Raw genomic sequence first — 25892 nt, 5'->3', positions numbered from 1 at the left:
CCTCGGGCGGGTCGGGTCAGCCGCAGGCCGGGAGCGCGTGCTCGGGCACGACGACGGTCTCTCCCCCGTCGCCGTCCGACGGCCGCGCCGTGACCGTCGCGGCGTCGGCCTGGGGCTCCGCACCGCGCACCGCGAACGCGTGGTACGCGTTCTTCCCGGGCGCGACCGCGGCGAACGAGCGCGTGCCGTACGGGGTGGCGACCTCGACGTCCACGGGGACGTCGTCGTCGTTCACGACCCGCACCGCGAGGTACGGGCGTCCCGCGAGGCACCGCACCTCCGCGACCGCTGACACCTGGACGCCCGCGGGCTCCTCGGGACGCTCCACCACGCCCTCGAACCCCTGGCCCCCGACCCGCACCGTCACCTCGTCGAGCGAGGTCGCCGCGGACCGGTAGGTGTAGTCGAGCACACCGCGACCGTCGGCGGCGACGAACGCCACGTGGTCGAGGCCGTCCACGCCGTCGACGAGCCCCTCGAGCACGAGGACCGCGCCCGGCGAGAAGCCCGCGCCCTGCACCGTGACGTCCTGCGTCGCCGCGTCGAGGCGCACCTCGACCGTCGGGCCGGAGGCCGGCACGACGTCGCGCAGCGCCGCGTGGGAGAAGGAGTCCTCGCCGGCGGCGAGGTCCTTCGTCCACGCGCCCGCCACCGGGGCGAGCGTGCCGTCCCGCACGAGGAGGTACGACAGCGACGCGGGCGTGGTGCCCTCGGGCAGCGTGATCGGCAGGTCGCCGTCCTGGTTGCCGTCCTCGGTGTCGAACGTGACCTCGCGGTACCCGAGCATCCGGTTCGCGTCGTCGTAGGCGACGGCGATGCTGCGGATCTTCTCGCCGGTCGGCTCCGTGCTCAGCAGGTAGCCCACCGAGGCGGTGGTGCCGTCCACGTCGGAGGTCAGCCGGATCATGTCGACCGGCTCGTCGACCTCGTCGCCGACGAACGTCACCTGCGGGTCGCCCCACACCCCCTGGGCCGGGCCGGTCGCGCCCTCGACCGGGAGCATCTCGAGACGCAGCGCCTCGTAGGCGTGGCGCTCGCCGTCCTCGTCCGTCCAGGTGAGGTCGAGGTCGAACCGGTGCAGACCGGTCTGCGCCCCGAGGTCGTCCGCGACGTCGGCGCTCGCGAGGACCGGCGAGGTCCCGAGCTCGTCCCAGCCCTCGGCCGGGAGCTCGCCCGCGGCCGGGTCGGCCGACGCGTAGTAGCCGTTCGTCAGGCTCGCGGCGTCGCGCGCGCCCCACACCGCGAACCGGACGGCCGCGCCGTCGGGCCGCACGGTGTGGTCGATCCCGACGTCCGCGGTGAACCGCAGCGCGTCCCGGTGCGAGACGTCGACGTCGAGGACCTGCTGCGCGCGCCCGGCGAACCCGTGGTCGTACGTGACGACGTCGCCGTCCTCGCCGGCCTCGCGCAGCCGCAGGGCCGTGTCGCCCTCGACGCCCTCGCTCCGGTCGACGTAGACGGCGCCGGACGCGCTGTACGCGTAGAGCAGGTTGCCGTCCAGGACCGCCGCCTGGTCCTCGCCGTCGGGGGAGATCGTGGTCGGTGCCGTGACGAGGTCGCTCAGGTAGGCCTGCTGACCCTCGGGCACCTCGGCGCGCCGCAGGTCGATCGTGTACGTCTCCGTCCCGACCCGGACCGTCGCCGTGCCCGGCACCTGCGCGGCCTGGCGGACCTGGACGTACAGGCCGGTGTCGTGGTCGACCGTGACGGTGGGCACGTCGGCGCCGGACCCCAGGACGAGCGTGTACGCGTCCGTGCCCGGGTCGAAGCCCGGCAACGGCGCCCCGTCCACCTCGATCGCGTGGAGCTGCGGGTCCTGCGGCAGGTCGACCGCGACGCGGGGGTCGCCCCACACGCCCTGGTCGTGCCCGTTGTCGCCGTTCGCGTTCATGACGAGACGCAGGGCCTGGTAGCGGCCGGTCGCGCCGTCCGCCTCGTAGGTCAGCGGCACCTCGTCGAACGCGAAGTCGTTCTTCCCGGAGATCACCGGGCTGGCGGCCAGCTTCGTCCACCCGTCCGTGACGATCGTGCCCGTGCCCGCGCTACCCGGCGCCATCGGCGCGTAGTAGGCGGCGTCGAGGGCCCCGACGTCGCGGTGCCCCCAGACCTCGAAGACCACCGTCGAGCGGGTCGCGCCCGAGCCCGACCACTTCGACGGGTCGATGCCCGCGACCGCGGAGAACGACCGCACGGCGAGGTCCGAGACGTCGACGTCGACGATCTGCTCGGCGTTGCCCTGGAACCCCTTCGCGTACGTGCCGCTCGCCGTCTCGAGCCCGGCGCCCGTGCCGCTCACGTTCTCGAAGATGCGCGAGTATCCGCTGTAGGCGTAGAGCAGGTCGCCGACGCCGGGCTGGCCGCCCGTGAACGCGCCGGACGCGGAGATCGTCGTCGGCACCTCGACCAGGTCCGTCACCGAGACGACGGGCTCGGGCTCGGGAGCGCGCTCCAGGTGCACGGTGTAGTCGACCGACGACGACCCGGACGTCACGTGCAGCACGGCCGTGCCGGGGACCTCCGTCGGCTGGTCGATCGTCACCGTGGTCCCCTCGGGCGCGGTCGCCTCGACGACCGGCAGCAGGGACTCGGGGTAGTAGTCGGGGAGCACGTGGTCGTAGTCGAACGTCTCCGGGGTGAAGCCCTCCAGCGGCTCGCCGTCGACGGTCACGGAGTCGAGCAGCGCGTAGGTGGGCGCCGGGTAGATGGCCTTGGACAGCGCCATCGGGTCGGAGCCGGCCTCGAGCGGCGTGAGCGTGTAGGTGTAGTCGAGCAGGTCGGCGTCCGTCTTGCGGATCACCGCCGACGGCGGCTCGGAGCCCCAGTCGAGGTTGCCGACGCCCTTCTGGTGCTCGAGCACCCGGAGCACGACGTCGTCCGTGCGCTCGACCTCGTGCGGGTACCGGTCCTGGCTGTTGTAGGAGGACAGCGCCTCGGGCGTGTAGTGCAGCGCCACGGCCTCGAGCGGGTCGCCCGCGTAGCCCTCGCCGTACGTCATCGAGGCGAGCAGGCCCGTCCCGTCGTCGTCGGTGAGCGCCATCCAGCGCACGTCCGTCTTGTTGCCGTTCTCCTGGATGCGCGGGTACGCGACGAACTGGTCGGTGACCGTGCCGGACCAGACGCCGACGTCGTTGCCCTCCTTGCGGTCCCAGTACGTCTCCGACGGGCCGCGCCCGAACCACTCGACGTTCTCGAACCGGCCCGGGAGCTGCATCATCATGCCGAACTCGCCGAGCTGGTCAGGCGCCTCGGCGGACGGGACGAGCCGGGCTCCCACGACCACGGTCCCGTTCGCGTACACCGTGTACGTCGTGGCGTAGGCGCTCCCGTTCTCCAGGGTGGCGTTGACGACGATCTTCGTGGTCGTGCCGTCACCGCCGAGCACGTCGACGGAGACGTCCCGCGGGTCCTCGCCCTGGTTCAGCCAGCCCTGGTACGCCTCCGGGGTGCGGAGGTTGTGAGCGTTGCCGCGGACCGCGCCGTTCTGGTCGGTCTCGGCACGGAAGAACGAACCCACGGGTGCCTTCGAGACGAGGTCCACGCCGTCCACCTGGTAGGTGTCGAGCAGACCCGTCGCACGGTCGACCGCGACCGTGAAGGGCGAGCCCTCGGGCGTGGTGCCCGTGACGGTCACCGCGTCGTCCGTGGTCTCGGTACGGGACGCGTCGAGACCCGCCACGTCGACGAGCTGGTCGACGCCGTGCGCGTCGAGCGCGAACTGACCGCCGCCCTGCACGTAGCCGGCGTCCGCGTACGGGGTGTCGGCCGCGAGGCGGTACTCGACGAGCAGCTGGTACTCGGCGCCCGGCGCCGGGTCGTCGAGCCCGTAGGGGATGGTCAGGACCTTCGTCGAGCCGCCGGCCACGTCGCCCGTGGGCGGCGCGAGGTCGGCCTCGGCGTCGGAGAGCGTGCCCGTCTGGACCGTGGTGCCGTCCTGCTGCAGCGACCACACGATGTCGTAGTGGTTCGCGTTCTTGAACCGGTTGACGTTGGTCATCGTGACCTGGTGCTCGGCGCGCTGCTCGTCGGTCTGCGAGAACTTCAGGTCCTGGTACTGCTTACGGACCTCGTACGCGCCCGGCTTCCACGTCCGGTCCGGGAACAGGACGCCGTTCATGAGGAAGTTGCCGTCGCCCGACACCTGCGGCCAGCTGCCGTCCATGCCGAGGTACAGCTCGTCGTCGGTCACGCCGTCGGACGTGTCGGCGCCCTCCTTCAGGGTCAGCGCCGACTGGTCGACGTAGTCCCAGATGAACCCGCCCTGCTGGCGGTACGAGCCCTCCATGATGTCGACGTAGCGGCGGAGCTCACCACCGGTGTTCCCCATGAAGTGCTGGTACTCCATCATGATGAACGGCTTCTCGGCGGTGGGCCGGTTCGCGGCGCTGTACGCGGGGTACATCGCGCCGATCATGTCGACGCGCGCGTTGCCGTTGTCGCCCTGGTAGTGGACGAGCTTCTCGCCGTCGAGCTCCTTGATGACGTCGATCATCGCGTCGAAGTTCGGCCCGTGCCCGCCTCGTTGCCCAGCGAGTAGATGATCACCGACGGATAGCCCTTGTCGCGCTCGACCATGCTCGTCATGCGCTGCACCATCGAGGCCGTGTACCGGGAGTCGTTGCCCGGGAAGTCGCGGCTCGTCAGCGACGGGTCGATCGCGTACGGCCTGTTGTCGATCCCGTCACGCCCGTTGTGCGACTCGACGTTCACCTCGTCCATGACGTACAGGCCGTACTCGTCCGCCAGGTCGAGCAGGTGCGGGTCCGGCGGGAAGTGGCTCGTGCGGATGGCGTTCATGTTGAGCCGCTTGGCGTTGCGCACGTCGGCGACGACGTTCTCGTAGGGCACGTGGTGCCCGTAGGCGGGGTCGTTCTCGCCGCGGTTGACGCCGTAGAACTCGATGTTCTGGCCGTTGATCGTCATGTTCGACGTCGAGTCCGACGTCCCCGCGTGCGCCATCGTGAACTCGCGGAAACCGACGCGCTTGCCGAACGTCTGCAGGGTCGCGCCGTCCTCGTCCGTGAGCTCCAGCACGAGCGTGTACAGGTTCGGCAGCTCGGCCGACCAGAGTGCGGGGTCCTCGACCGTGGTCCGGAGGGCCGCCGTGCCGGTCCGCCCCGGCTCCACGGCGACGGGCGCGCTGACGGGCTCGCCGACCTGCTCGCCGGCGGCGTCGAAAAGGTGCGCGGTGACCGTGCGCGCCGCGGCCTCGCCGGACGTGTTCGCGACGTCGACGTCGACCGCGAGCTGCGAGGTCGAGTAGTCGCCGTCGGCGAAGGTCGTCTCGACGTCGTAGTCGTAGACGGCGACCTCGGGCTGGACCGTGAGGAGGACGTCGCGGTGGATGCCGCCGTAGTTGAGCCCGTCCTGGTTCTCGAGGAAGCTGCCGGTCGTCCACCGGTGCACCTGGACGGTGACGAGGTTCTCGCCCTCGTGCACGTAGTCGGTGACGTCGAACTCCGAGGTGCTGAAGCTGTCCTCGCCGTACCCGACGACGGCGCCGTTGACGTAGAGGTAGAACCCGGACTCGACGCCGAGGAACGACAGGATCAGCCGGTTGTCCTCGAGGTCCTCCGCGGACAGGTCGAGGGTGCGCATGTAGGTGCCGACCGGGTTGAACTCGGTCGCGCCCGGGCGGCGTCGAAGTCGCCCTGGTTCGGCACGCCGCCGCCGGACGCCTGGAAGGGGTAGTCCTGGTTGTTGTAGATCGGGAAGTCGGTGCCGAGCGCACCCGCGTACTGCCCGGCCACCTGCCAGCTCGAGGGGACCTCGATGTCCTGGTAGCCGCTGGCGGGGATGCTCGTCACGCCCGCGACGTCGGGCTTGTCGGCAGGCCAGGGCACGTAGTTGAACTGCCACGTGCCGTTGAGCAGGCGGACGTCGGGCGACTCCTGCTCCGCCTGGCGCAGGGTCGGGTTCGCGCGGGCCTGCTCGACGGTGTCGAACGGCACCATGACGGCGCGCGACGGCGTCTGGCCGACCTTCACCGCGCCGGGGGTGGTCCACTCGGTGCCGGTGATCTCGGGGTTGGCCACGGCGACGGGCGGTGCGGCCGTCGCCGGGACGGCGAGCCCCGAGACGGTGAGCCCGGCGGCCGTCGCGAGCGCGACGGCGATCCGGGCGATCGTGCGGTGGGGGTGCATCTGGTCGGACCTTCCACTGGGCCGCGGGCCGACGCTGCCGGTGGGGACGCAGGTCGTGCGCCGCGACGACTCTCCATCGAGGCGGTCGCGCCGCGTGCCGTCGCCGTGCCGTCGGTGGCACGGGCGTGGGGGGCGGACGCGGGGCGCGCACCGATCGTACACACGGTCCAACAGAAAGCGACACAGCCGACCGTCATCGCACACGGACGACACCGCGTGCGGCGCGCGCGGCGCCCGGGCGTCGACCACGACGCGCCCCGCCGGGCCGGGCCTGCGACCTCGTTGAATCCACGACCTGACGGCGACATCACGAAACGGACTCGTTTGCGTTCACTTCTTGACATCAACGTCGGGCCGCCGTTGTATGGGCGTCGGGTTCGAGGGCGCACCGATGCGCCCGGCCGGTGACGGTGCGCTCCCCGCACCTCCGGTCCCCCACGACCGAAGAAGGCGTAGGGAAAGACACGATGCGACTCAATCGCAGGACGAGCGCGACGGTGGCCGGTGCCGCCCTCGTGGGTCTCGCACTCGCCGCGTGCAGCAGCGGCGGTTCCGGTGACGGTGGTTCCGGTGACGACGGCAACGGCGGCGGCGCCGACGAGGTGGAGGTCTTCACCTGGTGGGCCGCAGGCTCGGAGAAGGCCGGCCTCGACGCCCTGGTCGGCGTGTTCAACGAGCAGCACCCGGACGTCGAGTTCATCAACGGCGCGGTCGCCGGCGGCGCCGGCTCGGCCGCGAAGGACCTGCTCCAGTCCCGCCTCCAGGCGCAGGACCCGCCGGACACGTTCCAGGCGCACGCCGGCGCGGAGCTCCAGGACTACATCGACGCCGCGCAGATCGAGGACGTCTCGGACCTCTACGACGAGTTCGGCCTCACCGACGTCTTCCCGGCGGACCTGGTCGACCGCGTCACGGCCGAGGACGGCGCGATCTACTCGATCCCGTCGAACGTGCACCGCGCCAACGTCGTGTGGGCCAACCCGACCGTCCTCGAGGAGAACGGCATCGACCCGGCCGCCGAGTACGCCGACCTCGACGCGTGGATGGCGGACCTCGACACGCTGCAGGCCGCGGGCGTCACCCCGCTGTCCGTCGCGACCACCTGGACCCAGGTGCACCTTCTCGAGACGGTGCTCCTCGCCGGTCTCGGCGCCGAGGCGTACAACGGTCTGTGGGACGGCTCGACCGACTGGGAGAGCGCGGAGGTCACGGCCGCTCTCGAGGACTTCGAGCAGCTCATGAGCTACACCAACTCCGACCGTGACGGGCTCGACTGGCCCGAGGCGACCCAGATGGTGATCGACGGCAACGCCGCGTTCAACGTCATGGGCGACTGGGCGGTCGCGGCGTTCGAGGAGCAGGACAAGGCCCTCGGCACCGACTTCGTGGCCTTCCCCGTGCCGGGCACGGACGGCGTGTTCGACTTCCTCGCCGACTCGTTCACCCTCCCGGTGGGCGCGCCGCACCCCGACGGCGCCAAGGCGTGGCTCGAGACCGTCGGCTCGCTCGAGGGCCAGGTCGCGTTCAACAAGGCCAAGGGCTCCATCCCGGCCCGCACGGACGCCGACCCGTCGGAGTTCTCCGAGTACCAGCAGACGGCCATCGAGTCGTTCGGCCAGGACACGATCGTGTCCTCGCTCGCGCACGGTGCCGCGACCCCCGTCGCGACGCTCAACGCGATCTCGGACGCGACGAGCAAGTTCACCTCCGGCGCCTCCGACCTCGCGACGTACCAGTCCGAGCTCGCGGCCGCCGCGCAGGGCTGAGCCGACGCGACCTCGCGCGGCCGCGCGCGTCGGGACGACCCGACGGCGCGCGGTCGCGTCCAGCCGGAACCGCTCGGACACCAGGAACCAGGCGCAGCACCGCGCCCAGGACGGGAAGACCACCATGCTCAAGTCACTGCGGCGGGCGGGGCCACCCCTGCTGCTCCTCGCCCCCTCGCTCATCCTCGTCGCCGTCTTCGTCTACGGGCTCATCGGAGCCAACTTCCGGACGTCGATCACGGACAACCACACCGCCGCCCAGGCGACCGGCCAGGAGCCGTCGGCCGTCGTGTGGTTCCAGAACTACTTCGCCCTCCTCGGCGACGAGGCGTTCCAGCACTCGCTGAAGAACCTCGTGCTCTACACCGTGGTCTTCCTCGCCGGGACCATGCTCATGGGGTTCGTGTGGGCGTGGCTCCTCGACAAGCCGATGCGCGGCGAGGGCATCTTCCGCTCGATCTACCTCTTCCCGATGGCCGTGTCGTTCGTGGCCTCGGGCGTGGTCTGGCGCTGGCTGCTCAACTCGAACCAGGGCGAGTCCGCCTCGGGCCTCAACCGGCTGTTCCAGATCATCGGGCTCGACGCGCTGCAGAACAACTGGTGGAACAACGTCAGCGTCGGCATCGTCGCGATCGCGATCCCCGCGATCTGGCAGCTGTCCGGCTACGTGATGGCCCTGTTCCTCGCCGGCTTCCGCGGCATCCCCGACGAGCTGCGCGAGGCCGCCCGCATGGACGGCGCGAGCGAGTGGAAGCTGTACCGCCACGTGCTCTTCCCGCAGCTGTCGCCCATCGCGCTGTCGGCGCTGATCATCATCGGCCACATGTCGCTCAAGGCGTTCGACCTCATCATGTCGATCTCGAAGCCCGCGAACTACCAGACCAAGGTCCCCGCCGTCGACATGTACGTGTTCAAGTCGAGCTTCGACTACGCGAACGCCGCTGCCGTCGGCTCGATCCTGCTGGTCATCGTCGCGGTCGTCATCGTGCCGTACCTGATCCGCACCAACCGTCAGGAGAAGCGATGACCACCACCTCGACCCCGGCGGTCCCCACCCCCGACGTCGTCGGCACCCCGCGCGAGACGCGCACCGAGCGGCCGCGCAACCGGTTCAGCCTCGGCCGCACGCTGAAGTACGCGGCGCTCATCCTCTTCCTGCTGATCGTCCTCATCCCCGTGTACGTCCTGTTCGTCACGAGCTTCAAGGGCGCTGGCGACGCGTCCCCGGCCCGTGCCTGGGCGCTCCCGGAGGTGTGGACCCTCGACAACTGGCAGACCGCGTGGACGTCGCTGTCCCCCGCCATCTGGCGCACGCTGCAGATGGTGATCCCGGCCTCGATCATCGCGGCGTTCCTCGGCTCGCTCAACGGCTTCGTGCTGTCGCGGTGGTCCTTCAAGGGCGCGAACATCGTCTTCACGCTCATCCTCTTCGGCATGTTCATCCCGTACCAGGCGGTGATCATCCCGCTGAACCAGCTGCTCGTGCTGGACCTCGGCGTCCCGAGCGGCATCCCGACGCTGATCATGCTGCACGTGATCTTCGGCATCCCGATCACGACGCTGATCTTCCGCAACTACTACATGACCGTGCCGCACGAGCTCATCGAGGCCGCGCGCGTCGACGGCGCGGGCATGCTCCGCACGTACTGGTCGATCCTCCTGCCGATCTCGGTCCCGAGCTTCGTGGTCGTGCTCATCTGGCAGTTCACGTCGGCATGGAACGACTTCCTCTTCGCCGTGTTCTTCTCCTCGAGCCAGAACGGCCCCGTCACGCTCGCGCTGAACAACCTGGCCAACGGCGCGCTGCTGCAGAACTACGGCGTCTCCATGGCCGGCGCGCTCTTCGCGTCGCTGCCCACGCTGCTCGTCTACATCATCCTCGGCAAGTACTTCGTGGGCGGCCTGATGTCCGGCTCGGTCAAGGGCTGAGCCGCAGACCACCGCACGACGCGAAGGGGGTCGCGGTCGTGGGCAGGGCTCGACGAGCCCGGCCCACGACCTCGGCCCCCTTCCTCGCACACGCGGCGCGACGACGCGCCACCACCCCGCTCGACGGCCACCGCCCACCCCGCGGTCGCAGCACGGGCAGCACGCCGCCACCCGCGGCGCCCTGCCCCCTCCCACCGACGACGACGTCCCAGGAGCTCCTCGCATGCGCCATCGCACCCTCTCCCCTCCCCACGTGCACGACGACCGGTCCGCGCCACGCGCGCCCCGGCGTCTGACCGCCCTCACCCTCGGGCTCGCCCTCGTGGCCCCCGTCGGGGCCGGCGTACCGGCAGCCGCCGCGACCGCCGCCACGCTCTCCGCCGCGCCCCCGGCCACGGTGCCGCTCGCGGCCGTGAGCGCCGTGACCGGTCACGACGTCGTCTCGCCCGACGGCACCCTCGACCTCACGGTCGGCGTCGTGGACGGGCGTCTCACGTACGACGTCGTGCGGGACGGCACGACGTCGGTCGTCGGGGCGTCCGGCCTCGGCCTCGTGCTGCGCGACCCCGACGTCGACCTGACGTCGGGGATGACGATCGCGTCCGTCGAGCGCGACGAGGTCGACGAGACGTGGACCCCCGCCTGGGGGACGCAGTCGTCGGTCCGCAACCACGCGAACGAGCTCACGGTGCACGCGGTCCACGAGTCCGGCCTCGAGGTCGACGTCGTCGCCCGCGTCTTCGACGACGGCATCGGCTTCCGGTACGTGCTGCCGCAGCAGGACGCGCTGGACGGCCCGTTCGTCGTGACGTCCGAGAGCACCGAGTTCGCGCTCGCTGACGACCTGACCGCGTACTATCTCGCGGCCGGCACCGACTGGCGCGCCGACGAGAAGCACTACAGGACGGCGCCGATCGACCAGGTCGCGACCGCGCAGACCCCGATCACGTTCTCGCGCGGTGACGGCCTGTTCCTCGCCGTGCACGAGGCCGACCTCACCGACTACGCGAGCATGACGCTCGACCGCGTCGACGGCGAGCCCGGGACGTTCGTGAGCGACCTGATCGCCCTCCCGGACGGGACCAAGGCCGTGCTCGACGCGAGCGAGCAGGACGTCGTCACGCCGTGGCGCACCGTGCAGGTGGGCCGCGCCGCGGGCGACCTCGCGGAGTCGCACCTGATCCAGAACCTCAACGACCCGTGCGCGATCTGCGACGTCGACTCCGACGGCGACGGCGTGGACGACACGACGGACTGGATCGACCCCGGCACCTACACCGGTGTGTGGTGGGAGCTCCAGCGCCGCGACACGACGTGGAACGCGGGCCCGAACCACGGCGCGACGACCGAGCGCATCAAGGAGTACGTCGACCTCGCCGCCGAGGCGGGGGCGGAGTACGTCCTCGCCGAGGGGTGGAACACGAACTCCGGCGGGTCGTGGACCAACCAGGACTTCGTGACGCCGCAGGCCGACGTGGACATCGACGAGGTGCTCGCCTACGCGGAGTCGAAGGGCGTCGGGTTCGTCGCGCACAACGAGACACGCGGCTACGTGGACTACTACGACGCGCACCTCGAGGAGATCTTCAGCCAGTACGAGGAGTGGGGGATCCACGCCATCAAGACCGGCTACGCGACGCGCTTCGAGCTCGGCGGCGTGAACCGCAGCACCTTCGACCAGGAGGCGGTCAAGCACTTCCAGCGGGTCATCGACGCCGCCGCGCGGCACGGCATCTCGATCAACGCGCACGAGGCGATCAAGCCGACGGGCAAGGAGCGCACCTACCCCAACATGATGACCGGCGAGGGCGTCGCGGGGATGGAGCAGCAGAACTACATGGGCTCGAACGGCAACCCGCCCGAGCAGGCGACCATCCTGCCGTTCACCCGCTGGATCGGCGGGCCCGCCGACTACACGCCCGGCGTGCTCGACGTGCTGTGGGACCCGGCGAACCTCGGCACGCGCGTGCAGACGACCACCACGACGCAGCTCGCGCTGTACACGACGTTCTACAGCCCGCTGCAGATGCTCGCGGACACGCCGGAGAACTACGCGAGGTCCCCGAGTCGTTCGAGTACCTGCGTGACATGCCCGCGACGTGGGACGAGTCGCACGTCGACGCCGAGATCGGCGACCACGTGACGACGGCGCGCCGCAGCGGCGACGCCTGGTACGTCGGCGTGGTCACGGACGAGAACGACCGCACGCTCGACGTCCCGCTGGACGTGCTGGACGACGACGTCACGTACGTCGCCGAGGTCTGGGCCGACGCGCAGGACGCGAGCTGGAAGGGCAACCCGACCGCCGTCGAGGTGACGCGGTCGCTCGTGACGTCGGACGACGTCCTCAGCGCCTCGCTCGTCGGCGCCGGCGGGCAGGCGCTGCGCCTGCGCCCGGCGACGCCCGAGCAGCTCGCGTCCCTCGAGGCGTACCAGCGGCCGCGGGTCGACGTGGTCGGCGACGTCACGACGGACTTCGACCCGGTCACCCGCACGGTCGACGTCACCCTCGACGCCCGCAACGCGGGCACCTCGGTCACCGAGGCGCGACTCGTCCTCGACGGCGAGACGGTCCCCGGGACGGCCACGCGGATCGGCGGTGGGCAGACCCGCACGCTGACGTTCACGGTCGACGCCGACGCGGTGCCCTACGCCGCGACCACCGACCTCGCGCTCGCGAGCGGCACCGGCGAGGCCGGCGCGTCGACGGACGTGCCGCTGCTGCCGTTCCCCGACACGGCCGCGCTGGGCGAGCTGCTCGACGCGGCGCGCGTCGACGGCGACGTCACCTCGGCGACGGCGCGCGTGCTCGACGCGCGCGTCGACGCGCTGGCGGTGGCGGCCGACGCCGGTGACCTCGCCGCCGTCGAGCAGGCGGCGCAGGGCCTGCGCAGCGCCCTCGTCTCCCGCTCCGCGGACGACGTGGACGGCGACGCCCTCGCGGCGCTCGACGCGCAGGTGGAGCCGTGGCTCGGCGAGCGCGTCGGGATCCCCGCGCTGCTCGTCGCGCTGCGCGACGCGGAGTCCGCGAGCGGTGCCGCGCAGGACGTCGTCGACGCCGTGCGCGCGCCGCTCACGGCCGCTCTGCGCGCCGCCGTGCGCGGCGACGCCGAGGCGGTGGACCGCACGCTGGAGCGGGCGGCGACGGCGCTGCAGGGCGGGGCCGGCGACGCCGTCGCGGGGCTCCTCGCGCTCGTGGAGGCCCAGCGCACGGCGCTCGTCCTCGAGGCGGAGGACGGTGCCCTCTCCGGCGGTGCGATCACGACGACCGAGCACCCCGGCTACACGGGCTCCGGCTTCGTGCGGACGCTGTCGCGCGAGGGCGCCGCGTTCTCCGTCGACGTCGACGTCGCCGCGGGCACGAGCTACGACGTGTCGTTCCGCTACGCGAACGGCATGGTCGTCGCACCGCTCGACCGGCAGCTGTCGCTGACCGTCGACGGCGAGGTCGCCGGACCGGTGGCCCTGCCCAACCTCGGGCAGGACGCGAACCGGTGGCGGCGCTGGGGCTACACCGAGCCGGTCCGCGTGACGTTCGAGGGCGCCGACGCCTCCTCGGTCGGTCTGCGCTTCGCCCCGGGCGACACGGGCCACGTCAACGTGGACCACGTGCGGCTCGTCCCCTCGAGCGGCGTGCTCGTGGCGGACCCGGGTCGTGGCGTCGACGTCACGGTCGAGGCCTCGACGCGCTGCCTGGGCGGCCAGGCGTACGTCGCGGTGCGCGCGCTCAACGCCGAGGACGTGCCGGTCGACCTCGCCGTCACGCTCCGCACGGACGCCGGCGAGCGGTCGTTCGACGCCGTCGCGCCGGGCGCGTCGGCGTACCACGCGTTCGCGACGCGTTCCGCGGCGCTCGACGCGTCGACGGCGACCGCCGTGGTGAGCGGCACCCTCGGCGGGGAGGCGCTCGACGCCGAGATCCCCGTCGACGTCCCGGCGGCAGCCTGCCGCTGACGCGAGCGACGGCCTCGCGGCCCAGCCGCGGGGCATGTGCGACGGGAGAGCCCCGGCCCTCGGGCCGGGGCTCTTCCCGTCGGCGGGACCGGAGACCGTCCGACGGACCGCACCCTGGACAGCGCTGTCACACCCCGGTATCGTCCGCGGGGAGGCCCGCCGCGCCCACCGCACAGCTCGGGCGCCGACCGCACGTCCCTGTCGACGACGACACCGAACGAGGTCCCATGGAACACCAGTCGCCGCGCCGTCCGTCGCGCGAACCGTTGCGTCACCCCTCCCCCCGACGGTCCCGGCACGGTCGCGGCAGGCTCCGTGGCGGTGCCGTGGCGCTGCTCGCCGCGGGGTCGCTGGTCCTCACCGGCCTGCCGGCCCAGGGCGATCCGGCCGCGGCGGGGCCGGACGCGTCCGGCCAGGTCGCGTACGGCGAGGTCGCGTACGGCGCGCCCGACGCGATCGCCGCCGACTACTACGCGGCCCTGCTGCGCCACACGCGGTGGGTCGAGAGCGTCTGGGACGAGTCGGCGGGCGTGTACCAGTCGAAGGACATGAACTTCGCCGTCGTGCTCGGCAACGCCGTGCTGCTCACGCACGGCGAGTACGACGCGGAGCTCGCCGGGGTCTCCGAGGACGAGCTGCGCGCGCAGACGCTCGCGACCATCGAGCACTACGCCGCGACCAACCGGAACGTGGACCCGGCGGGCACGTGGGGCCAGCGGCTGTTCTGGGACTCGACGTTCCAGTCCTACTTCCTCGCCGCGGGCACGCTCCTGTGGGACGAGCTCGACGCCGCGACGCGCGAGAACCTCACGACCATCGCGACCGAGCAGTCCCGCTACACGGCCGACCTCGACTTCGGGCGTGACCCGCTGTCGGGCAGCTGGACCGCGGACTGGCCCGACGGCAAGCACGTCGGCGACACCGCGCAGGAGGAGGTCGGCGTCTACACGCAGGCGCTCGCCCCGGGCCTCGCGTGGGCGCCCGACGACCCCGACGCCGACCGCTGGGCCGACCAGCTCGGCGACTGGGGACGCAACGCGGCCGGGCAGCCGACGGCGGACCGCAACAACCCCGCCGTCGTGGCCGGCGAGCCGGTGTCGACCAACACGATGCAGACGATCTACGACACGTACCTCGTGGAGAACCACGGGTCGTTCGGCCCGCACTACCAGTCGGACATCTGGCGCTCGGGCGGGCGCAACGCGATCCACTTCCTCCTGCACGACGAGCCGCTGCCGGAGATCCTTACGCGGCAGCCGAACGCCGCGGAGCTGTGGGAGTCGATCAAGCTCGTGATGTCCGAGCAGGGCGAGCCGTTCATGCCCATGGTCGCCGACCGCGAGTTCCTCTACGGGCGCGACGTGCTGCCCATGGCGTTCCTCGGCCAGGTGCTGCGCGACCCCGACGCCGCGGCGGCCGAGGCCGGGCTCGCCGCCGCGCTCGAGGACTACCAGGCGTACCCGCCGGTCGACCGGCTCACCAAGTTCTCGGGCGAGCCCAAGTACGAGCCCGAGGCGCGCGCCGAGATCGCGATCTCCTACCTGCTGCACGTCGAGGCCGCCGAGCACGAGGACGGCCCCGTCGTGCCCACGCCCGAGGACGAGCTCTTCGCAGGCCTGGCCGGCGTGCGCGACTTCGGCGACGGCCCCGGGCTCACGGTCCAGCAGTCGTCCGACGCGTGGGCCGCGGCCGGGAGCCGCCGCGGGTTCGTGAAGTTCCCGTGGGTCCCCGGCCACGACTCGTGGCTGTTCCACGTCTCCGGGTCCACCCCGTACCTGTACCCGAACCCCGGGGCGACGGTCGACGAGCGCCGGGTCACGACGTACACGGCGCCGCGCGACGGATTCGAGGGCACCTCGACGGTGCTCCGCGTCGGTGACGGCTACGCCGGGCAGGTGACCCTCCCGACCGGCGCGGCGGTCTACGCCTCCACCGGTGCCGGCGCGGACGACGCGAGCCTGTCCGTGCGCAACCTCGACATGGGCGGCTACTCCGAGCTCGACGGCTCCCGGACGTACACCACGGCCGCGGGCGAGACGACGGTCACCCTCCCGGTCACGCGCCCCGACGACCCGGCGGACGCGAACGCCGCCCGCGTCGACGACCTCGCGTTCGCCCCCGTCACGGCACGCTACGTGCGGGTGCTCGGCCAGGAGGGCCACCCGCGCTACGGGTACTCGATGTTCGCGCTGCACGCGTACGGCCCGGGCGACGGGTCCGACCTCGCCGCGGGCCGTCCGGCCACGGCGTCGAGCGAGGACGCCGCGAACGGCCGCACCGCCGCACGCGTCACCGACGGCAACCCGTCGACGCGGTGGGCGGTCGCCGTCGGCGAGCGCTCGCGCCCGGACAGCTGGATCCAGGTCGACCTCGGCGAGGAGACGACCGTCGACGCGGTGCGCGTGGCGTGGGAGGCCAGCGCCGGGGCGCGCTACCTCGTTCAGACGTCCACCGACGGTCAGACGTGGACGACGGCGACGTCGTACGGCAGGGCCGGCGCGGACGTGAACGTCGCACGCCTCGACACGGTCGACCTCGTGCCGCCGGACGCCCAGGTCCCGGCGCCGGTGACCACCCGCTACGTGCGGATGCAGGGCGTGCGCGGCAACCCCGAGTACGGCTACTCGCTCTACCACCTACGCGCGTTCGCGCCCGACGGCACGGACCTCGCCGCCGGCCGCCCCGCGACCGCCTCGAGCGCCGACGGCGCCCACCCCGCGAGCGCCGTCACCGACGGCAGCCCGACGACGCGCTGGGCCGTGTCGCGCGACGACCGGTCGCGCGCCGACTCCTGGGTCCAGGTGGACCTCGGCGAGGCGGTGGACGTGGCGCAGGTCCAGCTCGGCTGGGAGTCCGCCGCGGGGCAGGAGTACCGCGTGCAGACGTCGCTCGACGGGCAAGCGTGGCACGACGCCGCGTCCTACCGGTTCATCGGTGACGAGGAGCTGCGCGACGAGGACGCGGCGTGGATCGACGTCGAGGGCGTCGCGGGCTTCGTCGTCCGCGGGGCGGACGGCACGCCGGGCACGGACGGCGCGATCAGCGTCTCGAGCCCGACGGACACGCGTCACGTCGTGCGCCTGGCCGACGGCGCGACCGGCCCCCGTCTCGTGGAGATGGTGCCCGGCGACGCGCAGGCGACGGCCGCGCTGGCGGCGCGCCCCGTCCCGACCGCGGACGCCGACGGCGTGCTCGTGACGTCCCTCGACGGGTACCTCGTCGCGTTCAACCTCACGGGTGCCGACGTGACGACGGCCGTGACCGTCCCGCACGACGGCGGCCCGGTCCCCGTGCTCGACGGCACCCAGACGATCGGCGCGACCGCGTCCACGCTCGAGCTGAGCATCCCCGCCGGCGACGCCGTCGTGCTCGCGCCCCGGGCGACGGTCGCCGGGCACGGGGACGTCGCGCCGGCCGGTGCCACGGTCACCGTCGACGACGCCCGCACGGTCGTGGTGACGGGCGACGAGCCCGTCGAGGTGCGCAACGCCGAGACCGGCGGCACGCGGACGGCGGGGGCGTCGCCGTCGGGCACGACGGTGCGCTTCCCCGGCGCGACGCCGTTCCCCGTCGCGGACCACGCCCTGAGCACGCTGACGTTCCCCGCGTCGGTCCTGCCCGCGGGCATGACGTCGCCCGCCCTCGCGGTCGACGGCGACGCCGCCACGACCTGGGTCCCCGGGCCGGACGGCCGGATGGTCACCGACCTGGGGAGCGTGCGCGCGATCGGGACGGTGGTCACGACGTGGGAGCGCGGCGGCGCGCCCGACGCGGTCGTGTCCGTGAGCGACGACGGACTGACCTTCACCGATGTCGGGGAGTTCCGCGGGGGCTCGTCGCGCGGGACGCTCGCCGTCGACCGGACCGCCCGCTACGTCGCGCTCAGCACGGCCTGGGCGGACGGCGACCCGGGCCTCGCGACGCTCCGGGTGCTCGAGCCCGGCGCGGCCGACCCCGACGTGCCGACGTCCGTGGCGGTCCGCGCGACGGCGGACCTGCGGTGCCTCGCCGGCCGGCCGTACGTCGCCGTACGGGTGGTCAACGACGACGACGTCGCGCTCGACGTCGTGGTCGCCACGCCGTACGGGACGAAGGAGTTCGACGCCGTCGCCCCGGGTCGCAACGCCTACCAGGCGTTCGCCGTCCGCGACGCAGCACCGGAGGCCGGCGTCGTGACCGTCACCGCGCGGCCCGACGGCGCGGGCGACGACCGGGAGACCACGACCACCGTGGAGCACGCCGCTCCCTCCTGCGGCTGACCTCCGCGGGCCGCGCACGGCCCGGAGACGCCGCCCGGGTGATCCGCACCGCCCGGGCGGCGTGGGGTCGTGCGCGGCATGGGCGACCCCGAGGACCTCGACGACCCGCGCACCGGTCCCGGTCGGCCGCTGCGCCTGCGGCCCTCGCAGCACCGGGTGGACCCGCGCGCCGTCTGGTGGGTGCTGCGCGGCCTGCTGCCGGCCGGGGCTCGTGACACGGTCGTGCTCGGCGTCCTCGCGTGGCTACGTCCCTCGAGCGCGCCGACGTCGGGACGGGATGAGGATGCGACGTCGTGCGGTGCCCGCCCCGTGATGTGAGGGTGGCACGCATGCGACACGCGACCCGGACGCCTGCCCTCGCCGCCTCCGCCCTCGTCTCCGCTCTCCTCCTCGCCGCCTGCTCCGGCTCGTCCGACCCGGCGGCGCCGACGTCGTCCGGCACCGGCCCGAGCAGGGGCGCGACGCCGTCCTCCGAGCCCGACGCCACGGACCCGGCGTCCGAGGAGCCCGCGCCCGCGGTGCCGACGGACCTTCCTGCCGAGGCGCTGCTCCCCGCGGCGGCGTGGGAGGCGTCGGGCGACGCGCGCGAGGAGAGCGAGGGGGCCGCGGCGTGGCGCCTGCCCGACGCGTGCGGCGCCGAGCCGCCCGCCGACGTCGCCGCCATGCTCACCGTCGCCCAGGGCGACGGCGCGGCCGAGGGGCCCGTCGGGGTGCAGCAGGTCGCGGTCTTCCCCGACGCCGACGCGCCGTGGCCGCGGCGGACCGCCTCGCCGCCGCGATCGACGCGTGCGCCGGGACGTCGCCGGACGAGACGTCCGGGGGCACGACGTTCGTGACGGAGCCGCTCGACGTCGGCGCGCAGGGGGCGGGGCTCGCGACGGACTACTACGGGGCGTCCGACGGCGGGGACCTCGACGGCGCACTGGGCAGCTACCTCGCCGCGACGCGGCGCGGCACGGCGGTCACGCTGGTCGCGCTCGACGGCGGCGAGACCACGGTCGGGGTCGCGCGCGAGACGGTCGTCGCGAACGCGCAGGCGGCGTGGGACCTGCTGTGCCGCTACGACGCGGAGGGCTGCTGACGGGCGTCCCCGACCGTCGGGGTGCCGAACACGGGCCTGCCCACCGATCGACAGTGTGATCGGTGGGCAGGCCCGGGTTCGGCGTCGGCGGCGCGGGTCAGACCGGCGCGGGCTCGGTCTCCGGCTCCGTGACGAGCGGGTAGACGCCGTTCTCGTCGTGGACCTCACGGCCGGTGACCGGCGGGTTGAACACGCACACGCACGTGATGTCGGTGCGCGGACGCACCTTGTGCTTGTCGTGGTCGTTCAGCAGGTAGAGCGTCCCGGGCGCGAGCGGGTGCACCTCGCCGGTGGCGAGGTCCTCGATCTCCCCCTCGCCGGACGTGATGAACACCGCCTCGACGTGGTTCGCGTACCAGAAGAAGCTCTCGGTACCGGCGTAGAGCGTGGTCTCGTGGACCGAGAAGCCCACGCGCTCCTTGGCGAGGACGATGCGCTTGCTGCGCCAGTTCTCGGTCTTGATGTCGGCGTCGGTGTCGGTGATCTCGTCGAGCGTGCGCACGAGCATGGGGATACCTCCAGGTGGGGACGACGGGAAGAGGGCGCGGGCCGGGGTCACGACGACGTCCCCCGGCCCGCGCGGTCTGGGCGGGTCCGGACGGGTCAGGAGAGGACGGCGGCGAGCGAGTCCCCGATGATCGCGAGCCCGCGACGCAGCTCCTCGTCGGTGACCGTCAGCGGCGGGAGGAGCTTGACGACCTCGCTGTCGGGGCCCGACGTCTCCATGAGCAGACCTCGCGCGAAGGCCTCCTCGCACACCCGGCCGGCGGTCTCGCCGTCGGCCATCTGCAGCCCTCGTGCGAGGCCGCGGCCCTTGGAGACCAGCCCGTGGTCGGGGTAGCGCGCGACGAAGGTGTTGAAGTGCGACTCGATGAGCGCGCCCTTGGCGGTGGTCGAGCGCTCGAGGGCGTCGTCGGACCAGTAGGTGCGGATCGCCTCGGCGGCCGTGGCGAACGCCGGGGCGAAGCCGCGGAAGGTGCCGTTGTGCTCGCCCGGCTCCCAGATGTCGAGCTCGGGGCGCACGAGCGTGAGCGCCATCGGGAGCCCGTACCCGGAGATGGACTTCGAGAGGCAGATGATGTCCGGGACGATCCCGGCCTCCTCGAAGCTGAAGAACCCGCCGGTGCGGCCGCAGCCCATCTGGATGTCGTCGACGATGAGCAGGATGCCGTGGCGCTTGCACAGGTCCGCGAGCCCACGCAGCCACTCCGCACGCGCGGCGTTGATGCCGCCCTCGCCCTGCACCGTCTCGACGATCACCGCGGCGGGCTCGTTGAGGCCGCTCCCCCCGTCCTCGAGCAGGCGCTCGAGGTAGACGAAGTCGTCGACGTCGCCGTTGAAGTAGTCGTCGTACGGCATCGGCGTCGCGTGGACGAGCGGGATCCCCGCGCCGCCGCGCTTCATCGAGTTGCCCGTCACCGACAGCGCGCCGAGCGTCATGCCGTGGAAGGCGTTGGTGAAGTTGATGACGGACTCGCGGCCCGTCACCTTGCGCGCGAGCTTGAGCGCCGCCTCGACGGCGTTCGCGCCGCCGGGGCCCGGGAAGACGACCTTGTGGTCGAGGCCGCGCGGACGCAGGATCGTCGACTCGAACGTCTCGAGGAAGTCGCGGCGGGCGGTCGTGAGCATGTCCAGGCTGTGGACCATGCGGTCGTCCGCGAGGTAGTCGATCAGCACCTTCTTGAGCCGGGGGTTGTTGTGCCCGTAGTTGAGCGAGCCCGCGCCGGCGAAGAAGTCGAGGTACTCGGTGCCGTCCTCGGCGTGGACCGTGGCGCCGCGGGCGCGGTCGAACACGACGGGCCAGGCGCGCGAGTAGCTGCGGACCCCGGACTCCAGGGCGGTGAACCCGGTCGGGTCGTCGGCGGCGTTCGCGTCGGCGGTCGGGAGGATCGGGGTAGTCACGAAGGAGCTCTCCTTGTGGTGGTGCGCACGGGTGCGTGAGGTCACGGGGGCTGCGTCGTCACTCGTGCGCCGGACCGGCGCAGCCCGAGATCAGGGGTGTCAGCGTGGGTGCACGCCGTCGATGACGAGCAGGGGCTCGTCCGCGTGCGCGTCGGGGAACTGGTCGGCCGTGAACAGCGGGGTCGTCTCGATGGTGGCGCCCCGTCGCGCCGCCCAGCGGACGAACAGGGTGCGCGAGGCGACGTTCTCCTCGGCCACGGTGGTCTTCAGGGTGGTGACGTCGGGGGCCGCGTCGACGAGCGCGTCGAGCATGCGGCCGGCGATCCCGCGGCCTCGCACGACGGCGTCCACGGCGATCTGCCACACGAACAGGTGCGCGACGTCGTCCGGGAGGCGGTAGCCGGTGACGAACCCGACGACGCGCTCGCCGCCGGCAGCCGTCTCGTCCGGCACGACGGCGACCCGGCACGTCTCCGCGAAGTGCTCGGCCAGGAGCACGTACGCGTACGACGAGTTGAGGTCGAGCTCACCGGAGTCGCGCGCGACCCGCCACATGGCGGCGCCGTCCGCCGCGGTCGGGCGGCGGACCGTCACCGGTGCCGCGCCGACGGTGTCGGCGGGCGTGCCGGCGAGCGTCTCGGCGGGCGTCTCGGCAGGCGCAGCAGCGGAGTCGCTGCCGGTCGTGCTCGGGGTCGAAGGAACGGAAGGCGCGGCGTTCGTCGTCGTGTCCATACCAGCGACGACCATAGACACAGATCGCCCTGTCTCGCACCTGTCGATGGTGATTCGATGACCATTTCGCCCCGCGGGCACCCGGAGTTATCCGCATCCTGCCGCGGATCACGGCCGGTGCGTCACGATCCGATCACGAAGATGCCGCGCGTCTCCCATGGTGAGATCGTTCGCGGACGGCGGGAGAGCGGCTCGGCCCGTCCGCCCCGGGGCGGACGGGCCGGCAACGACGAACGGCCCCACCCGCGAGGGGTGGAGCCGTTCGTCCCGGTGCGCCCGGAGGGATTCGAACCCCCAACCTTCTGATCCGTAGTCAGATGCTCTATCCGTTGAGCTACGGGCGCTGGCCGTGCAGCCGCTGATCGCTCACCGGCCGTCGAGAACACTACCTTGTCCGGCGGGCGATCCCAAACCGTACCGACCCTGCCCGGAGACGGCGTGACCGACGCCACGACGAGGTCCGCTCCCTCGGGTCGTCCTCGCGCAGCACCGGCCCTCCACCCGTGGTCGGACCCGAGCGCGGCACGGTCCCGTCCACGGCCCGACGCGACGCCCCGCGGCGCTCGCGCACGATCGAGGCATGACGTCCACCGGCCCCGCACCCGCCCCCGGCGGCTCGCCCCTCGTCGCGAGCGCGCTCACCAAGGTCTACGGCACCGCCCAGGCCACGACGCACGCCCTCGCCGGCGTGAGCCTCACGGTCCGCCCCGGCGAGTCGCTCGCTGTCATGGGACCCTCCGGCTCGGGCAAGACGACGCTGCTCCACTGCCTCGCCGGCATCACCGCCCCGCGTCCGGCTCCGTCGTGTGGCGCGGCACGGACCTCGCGACGCTGTCCGAGGCGCGCCGCACGGTGCTGCGTCGCGAGGACTTCGGCTTCGTGTTCCAGTCCGGCCAGCTCCTGCCCGAGCTGCCCGCGGTCGAGAACGCCGCGCTGCCGCTGATGCTCGCGGGCCGGTCCCGCGCCGAGGCCACGGCGGTCGCCACCGGCTGGCTCGCGCACCTCGGCCTCGGCGGCATGGAGCAGCGTCGCCCGGGCGAGCTGTCGGGCGGGCAGGCGCAGCGCGTCGCCATCGCCCGCGCGCTCGTCGGCGCGCCGGGCGTCGTCTTCGCCGACGAGCCCACGGGCGCGCTCGACCAGTCGACCGGCGCGGAGGTGCTCGACGTCCTGACCCGGGCGACGCGGGCGTCCGGCGCGGCCCTCGTCGTCGTCACGCACGACGCCGCGGTCGCACGCCACTGCGCGCGGACGGTGACGATGCGCGACGGACGCGTCGTCGGCGAGTTCCACGCGCCCGCCTCCTCCGCACCCGCCGGGTCCGACGCCGCCGCGGCCGTCCCGGGCCCCGCCACGGCGCCGTCACGGGCGCCGGTCAGGAGGGCCCGCGATGAGAACCATCGACCTGTGGTGGCTCCTGCGCCGCCGCAGCGCGGACGACCGCGATCCCCAGCGCCTGACGAACGTCCTCGCCGTCATCGCGTTCGCCACCGTGACGGCGGTGCTGCTCGTCGTCGTCGGCGGGTTCAGGGCGTTCCTCGACCGCGCCGGTGGTGTCCAGGGACTGCGCGAGGGCGCGGACGCGTCGGTCACGTCCTTCGACACCCAGTACCCGCTGCTCGCCGGCATCGCGTCGCTCCTCCTGCTCGTCCCGCTCGTCACGCTCGGTGGTGCGGCCGCCCGGCTCGCCGTCGCCCGCCGCGACGCGCGCCTCGCGGCGCTGCGCCTCGCGGGCGCCACGACCGGTCAGGTCACGACGCTCACCATGCTCGACGCCACCGCCCAGGCCGTGACGGGTGCGCTCGGCGGGCTCCTCGGCTATGCCGCGCTGCTGCCGCTCGTGGCACGGCTGCGGTTCCAGGGTCGGACGTTCGAGATCGCCGAGCTCTGGGTCGGCGTGCCGGCGCTGCTCGTCGCCGTCGTGCTCGTCGTCGCCGTCGCGCTCACGTCCGCGCTTCTCAGCCTGCGGCGCGTCGCGATCACGCCGCTCGGCGTCGCGGCCCGTGTGACGCCGCCCGGGCTCAGGGCGGTGCGCCTCGTGGCGACGGGCGTCGCGTTCGTCGCGATGCTCGTCGTCACCACCGTGTCGTTCGGGTCCGTCGCCATCGCGATCACGCTCGTCGTCGGCGTCCTGCTCGTCGGGTTCGCGACGCTCAACCTCGTCGGGCCGTTCGTCATCGGGGTCGTCGGCAGGATCACCGCGGCGAGGGCGCGGCACGTCGCGACGCTGCTCGCCGGCCGCCGCATCGTCGACGACCCGCGGACCGCGTGGCGATCGGTCGGCGGGGTCGCGCTCGCGACGTTCATCGCCGGGGTCGCGAGCATCGTCGCGCTCTTCGACCCGCAGGCGGTCTCCGACCCCGCGGAGGCCCAGCTGCTCGGCGATCTCAAGACCGGCGGCTTCCTCACCCTCGCGATCGCGGGTCTGCTCGCGGGCGTCTCCACGGGCGTCATGCAGGCGGGCCGGGTCGTCGACCAGCGCGGCGAGTACCGCTCCCTCGTCCTCGCCGGGACGGACGTGCGCACGCTCGACCGGGCGAGGTTCCGCGAGACGCTCGTACCGCTCGCCGTGAGCGTCGGCGCCGCGACGGGCACGGCGCTCCTGCTCATGGCGCCCGTAATCGGGCTCCACGCGTTCGCGGACGTCGGCGTCGTGGTGCAGTTCCTGCTGTGCGTCGCCGCCGCCTCCGGGCTCGTGCTCGCCGGGGCGGGTGCGTCGCGGTTCGTCGTCCGCTCCGTGCTCGCGACGTCGGGCTCCGCGTAGCCGCCCGGGCGACCCGGCGCGGGCCTCGCCCGGCAGCATCACACGGGCAACAGAAAAGGCCCCGGGCGCGTGGCTGCCGGGACCTTCCTGGCGGAGACGGAGGGATTTGAACCCTCGAACGGGTTGCCCCGTTACCACCTTAGCAGGGTGGCGCACTAGACCTGACTATGCGACGTCTCCTCGCGGGCCGGGCCGAAGGCCGTGATGCTGCACCCGCGTCGCCCAGGGTACCGGCGGGTCGCCGCGCGTCCAAACCGCGGGCCGCGCGCCGTGCCCGCCGCTCGACCGTCCGGCCGCGCACGGCACGCTCGGCGCCCGTGGGACGTTCCCGGCACCGGGACCGGGCGGGGCGGAGGGCGAGGGATTCGAACCCCCGGTGCGTTGCCGCACAACGGTTTTCAAGACCGTCACATTAGGCCGCTCTGTCAGCCCTCCCGAGCCTCGCGGCTCAGCGAGACATTGTGGCACGTCGCGCCGCGGGGCGACGACGCCCGGTACGACGACGCCCGGTACGACGAGGCCCGGGTACGACGAGGCCCGGGTACGACGACGGCCCGGGTACGACGACGGCGGGCCGCCCCTCCCAGGGGCGGCCCGCCGTCGTGACGCGGATCGTGCGGCGGTCAGGCCGCGCCGCGGAGCTGGCGCATCGCGAGCTGCACGAGCGCGATGAGCGTCTGCTTGGTCGCCGCGCGCGACCGGGCGTCGGTGTAGAGCATGGGCACGTGCGCGGGGATCTGCAGGGCCTCGCGGACGTCCTCGAGCCGGTGCTTGGCCACGCCGTCGAAGCAGTTGACGCCGACCACGAACGGGATGTTGCGCGACTCGAAGTAGTCGATCGCCGGGAAGCACTGCTCGAGACGGTCGGTGTCGACGAGCACGACGGCCCCGATCGCACCGCGGACCAGGTCGTCCCACATGAAGAGGAAGCGGTCCTGGCCCGGTGTGCCGAACAGGTACAGCCACAGATTCCCCGGGAGCGAGACGCGCCCGAAGTCCATCGCGACGGTGGTCGTCGTCTTGCGGTCGCTCACGCCGCCCGCGTCGTCCACGCCCACCGAGTGCTCGGTCATCGCGGCCTCGGTGTTCAGCGGCTCCACGTCGGAGATCGAGCCGATGAACGTCGTCTTGCCGACCGCGAAGCCGCCCGCGACGACGATCTTCACGACCGTCGGCGCCGTGCGCTGCTCACCTGCGGCAGGACGGGCCTGGCCCGCGGCGGCGGGCGGCCCTGCGGTCGCCGGCTGGGGCGCGGTCGCAGGCTGGGGCGCGGCTGCCGGCTGGGGCGACGTGCGACGGGCCTGGCCCGCGGCGGCGGGCGGCCCTGCGGTCGCCGGCTGGGGCGCGGTCGCAGGCTGGGGCGCGGCT

Annotated in this window: 17 protein-coding genes, 3 tRNA genes and 2 pseudogenes; 12 read left to right on the top strand and 10 right to left on the bottom strand. The window is 73.0% G+C overall.

The genetic code is table 11. The features are described 5' to 3' along the window. Nucleotides 1-16: 16 nt before the first annotated feature. From BJF88_RS11200 to BJF88_RS11190, 3 genes and pseudogenes are all read right to left on the bottom strand, one after another. On the bottom strand, nucleotides 17-4114 hold the full coding sequence (locus BJF88_RS11200) for a beta-galactosidase domain 4-containing protein (protein WP_369824588.1): 4098 nt from the start codon (nucleotides 4112-4114) through the stop codon (nucleotides 17-19). Further along, nucleotides 4094-5595: pseudogene (locus tag BJF88_RS11195) on the bottom strand (glycoside hydrolase family 2 protein); the annotation flags it as partial. The gene BJF88_RS11200 and the pseudogene BJF88_RS11195, both read right to left, overlap by 21 nt. Next, nucleotides 5547-6140, bottom strand: a complete 594-nt coding sequence (locus BJF88_RS11190; RefSeq protein WP_075828847.1) for a hypothetical protein — start codon at nucleotides 6138-6140, stop codon at nucleotides 5547-5549. The pseudogene BJF88_RS11195 and the gene BJF88_RS11190, both read right to left, overlap by 49 nt. 467 nt (nucleotides 6141-6607) lie before the next feature. Between BJF88_RS11190 and BJF88_RS11185 the strand changes: the two genes are divergently transcribed. The 9 genes from BJF88_RS11185 to BJF88_RS11145 all read left to right on the top strand — a co-directional run bounded on the left by BJF88_RS11185 (nucleotide 6608) and on the right by BJF88_RS11145 (nucleotide 19129). Then, nucleotides 6608-7906 carry an ABC transporter substrate-binding protein gene (locus BJF88_RS11185; protein ID WP_075828846.1) on the top strand — a complete coding sequence of 433 codons (1299 nt, stop codon included), beginning with the start codon at nucleotides 6608-6610 and terminating at the stop codon, nucleotides 7904-7906. Nucleotides 7907-8030: 124 nt separating this feature from the next. Then, nucleotides 8031-8933, top strand: a complete 903-nt coding sequence (locus BJF88_RS11180) for a carbohydrate ABC transporter permease (RefSeq protein WP_075828845.1) — start codon at nucleotides 8031-8033, stop codon at nucleotides 8931-8933. Then, nucleotides 8930-9835 carry a carbohydrate ABC transporter permease gene (locus tag BJF88_RS11175; protein WP_075828844.1) on the top strand — a complete coding sequence of 302 codons (906 nt, stop codon included), beginning with the start codon at nucleotides 8930-8932 and terminating at the stop codon, nucleotides 9833-9835. The genes BJF88_RS11180 and BJF88_RS11175 overlap by 4 nt, the downstream gene beginning before the upstream one ends. Nucleotides 9836-10058: 223 nt before the next feature. Further along, complete coding sequence (locus tag BJF88_RS11170) at nucleotides 10059-11978, top strand: glycoside hydrolase family 97 catalytic domain-containing protein (RefSeq protein ID WP_075828843.1); 1920 nt, start codon at nucleotides 10059-10061, stop codon at nucleotides 11976-11978. Continuing rightward, nucleotides 11924-13789 carry a glycoside hydrolase family 97 C-terminal domain-containing protein gene (locus tag BJF88_RS11165; protein ID WP_075828842.1) on the top strand — a complete coding sequence of 622 codons (1866 nt, stop codon included), beginning with the start codon at nucleotides 11924-11926 and terminating at the stop codon, nucleotides 13787-13789. Before BJF88_RS11170 ends, BJF88_RS11165 begins: the two co-directional genes overlap by 55 nt. Before the next feature lie 326 nt (nucleotides 13790-14115). Next, a complete protein-coding gene (locus BJF88_RS11160; protein WP_075828841.1) occupies nucleotides 14116-18048 on the top strand; it encodes a discoidin domain-containing protein in 3933 nt (1310 codons plus the stop codon). A 78-nt stretch (nucleotides 18049-18126) separates the two neighbouring features. Continuing rightward, nucleotides 18127-18366 (top strand): hypothetical protein, encoded by a 240-nt coding sequence (locus BJF88_RS11155; RefSeq protein ID WP_075828840.1) that lies wholly within the window; start codon nucleotides 18127-18129, stop codon nucleotides 18364-18366. Between the two features lie 11 nt (nucleotides 18367-18377). Beyond that, nucleotides 18378-18884 carry a hypothetical protein gene (locus tag BJF88_RS11150; RefSeq protein WP_139316028.1) on the top strand — a complete coding sequence of 169 codons (507 nt, stop codon included), beginning with the start codon at nucleotides 18378-18380 and terminating at the stop codon, nucleotides 18882-18884. Continuing rightward, on the top strand, nucleotides 18881-19129 hold the full coding sequence (locus tag BJF88_RS11145; RefSeq protein WP_158068927.1) for a hypothetical protein: 249 nt from the start codon (nucleotides 18881-18883) through the stop codon (nucleotides 19127-19129). The genes BJF88_RS11150 and BJF88_RS11145 overlap by 4 nt, the downstream gene beginning before the upstream one ends. A gap of 97 nt (nucleotides 19130-19226) precedes the next feature. Here BJF88_RS11145 and BJF88_RS11140 read toward each other — a convergent pair whose 3' ends face one another. From BJF88_RS11140 to BJF88_RS11125, 4 genes are all read right to left on the bottom strand, one after another. Further along, nucleotides 19227-19637, bottom strand: a complete 411-nt coding sequence (locus tag BJF88_RS11140) for an ectoine synthase (RefSeq protein ID WP_075828837.1) — start codon at nucleotides 19635-19637, stop codon at nucleotides 19227-19229. A 95-nt stretch (nucleotides 19638-19732) separates the two neighbouring features. Then, on the bottom strand, nucleotides 19733-21031 hold the full coding sequence (gene ectB, locus BJF88_RS11135) for a diaminobutyrate--2-oxoglutarate transaminase (protein ID WP_255371966.1): 1299 nt from the start codon (nucleotides 21029-21031) through the stop codon (nucleotides 19733-19735). A gap of 99 nt (nucleotides 21032-21130) precedes the next feature. Then, nucleotides 21131-21763 carry a diaminobutyrate acetyltransferase gene (gene ectA / locus BJF88_RS11130; RefSeq protein ID WP_083649064.1) on the bottom strand — a complete coding sequence of 211 codons (633 nt, stop codon included), beginning with the start codon at nucleotides 21761-21763 and terminating at the stop codon, nucleotides 21131-21133. Nucleotides 21764-22034: 271 nt separating this feature from the next. Continuing rightward, a tRNA-Arg gene (locus BJF88_RS11125) sits at nucleotides 22035-22107 on the bottom strand. Nucleotides 22108-22343: 236 nt separating this feature from the next. Between BJF88_RS11125 and BJF88_RS19090 the strand changes: the two are divergent. Then, nucleotides 22344-23056: pseudogene (locus BJF88_RS19090) on the top strand (ABC transporter ATP-binding protein); the annotation flags it as partial. Between the two features lie 94 nt (nucleotides 23057-23150). Further along, entirely contained in the window at nucleotides 23151-24524 is a 1374-nt protein-coding gene (locus BJF88_RS19085; protein ID WP_075828836.1) for a hypothetical protein, read from the top strand. 88 nt (nucleotides 24525-24612) lie between these two features. On the opposite strand, the gene BJF88_RS11110 is transcribed toward BJF88_RS19085, so the two are convergent. The 3 genes from BJF88_RS11110 to BJF88_RS11100 form a co-directional block, all read right to left on the bottom strand. Beyond that, a tRNA-Ser gene (locus BJF88_RS11110) sits at nucleotides 24613-24704 on the bottom strand. A 170-nt stretch (nucleotides 24705-24874) separates the two neighbouring features. Then, a tRNA-Ser gene (locus BJF88_RS11105) sits at nucleotides 24875-24959 on the bottom strand. Between the two features lie 188 nt (nucleotides 24960-25147). Beyond that, entirely contained in the window at nucleotides 25148-25690 is a 543-nt protein-coding gene (locus BJF88_RS11100; protein WP_069387058.1) for an ATP/GTP-binding protein, read from the bottom strand. Here BJF88_RS11100 and BJF88_RS20505 point away from each other — a divergent pair. Continuing rightward, a partial coding sequence (locus BJF88_RS20505; protein WP_222843994.1) for a hypothetical protein occupies nucleotides 25653-25892 on the top strand: 240 nt, incomplete at its 3' end. The two genes, BJF88_RS11100 and BJF88_RS20505, sit on opposite strands and share 38 nt — an antisense overlap.

This window comes from Cellulosimicrobium sp. CUA-896 (assembly GCF_001942335.1).
Taxonomy (GTDB): Bacteria; Actinomycetota; Actinomycetes; order Actinomycetales; family Cellulomonadaceae; genus Cellulosimicrobium.
This window is presented reverse-complemented; position numbering and strand designations above follow the sequence as displayed.

Excerpts from the sequence above, each read along its gene's own strand:
- BJF88_RS11200 (WP_369824588.1), bottom strand. The coding sequence starts at position 4,114 with ATGAACGGCGTCCTGTTCCCGGACCGGACGTGGAAGCCGGGCGCGTAC.
- BJF88_RS11190 (WP_075828847.1), bottom strand. The coding sequence starts at position 6,140 with ATGCACCCCCACCGCACGATCGCCCGGATCGCCGTCGCGCTCGCGACG.
- BJF88_RS11185 (WP_075828846.1), top strand. The coding sequence starts at position 6,608 with ATGCGACTCAATCGCAGGACGAGCGCGACGGTGGCCGGTGCCGCCCTC.
- BJF88_RS11180 (WP_075828845.1), top strand. The coding sequence starts at position 8,031 with ATGCTCAAGTCACTGCGGCGGGCGGGGCCACCCCTGCTGCTCCTCGCC.
- BJF88_RS11175 (WP_075828844.1), top strand. The coding sequence starts at position 8,930 with ATGACCACCACCTCGACCCCGGCGGTCCCCACCCCCGACGTCGTCGGC.
- BJF88_RS11170 (WP_075828843.1), top strand. The coding sequence starts at position 10,059 with ATGCGCCATCGCACCCTCTCCCCTCCCCACGTGCACGACGACCGGTCC.
- BJF88_RS11165 (WP_075828842.1), top strand. The coding sequence starts at position 11,924 with ATGCCCGCGACGTGGGACGAGTCGCACGTCGACGCCGAGATCGGCGAC.
- BJF88_RS11155 (WP_075828840.1), top strand. The coding sequence starts at position 18,127 with ATGGGCGACCCCGAGGACCTCGACGACCCGCGCACCGGTCCCGGTCGG.
- BJF88_RS11150 (WP_139316028.1), top strand. The coding sequence starts at position 18,378 with ATGCGACACGCGACCCGGACGCCTGCCCTCGCCGCCTCCGCCCTCGTC.
- BJF88_RS11140 (WP_075828837.1), bottom strand. The coding sequence starts at position 19,637 with ATGCTCGTGCGCACGCTCGACGAGATCACCGACACCGACGCCGACATC.
- ectA (WP_083649064.1), bottom strand. The coding sequence starts at position 21,763 with ATGGACACGACGACGAACGCCGCGCCTTCCGTTCCTTCGACCCCGAGC.
- BJF88_RS19085 (WP_075828836.1), top strand. The coding sequence starts at position 23,151 with ATGAGAACCATCGACCTGTGGTGGCTCCTGCGCCGCCGCAGCGCGGAC.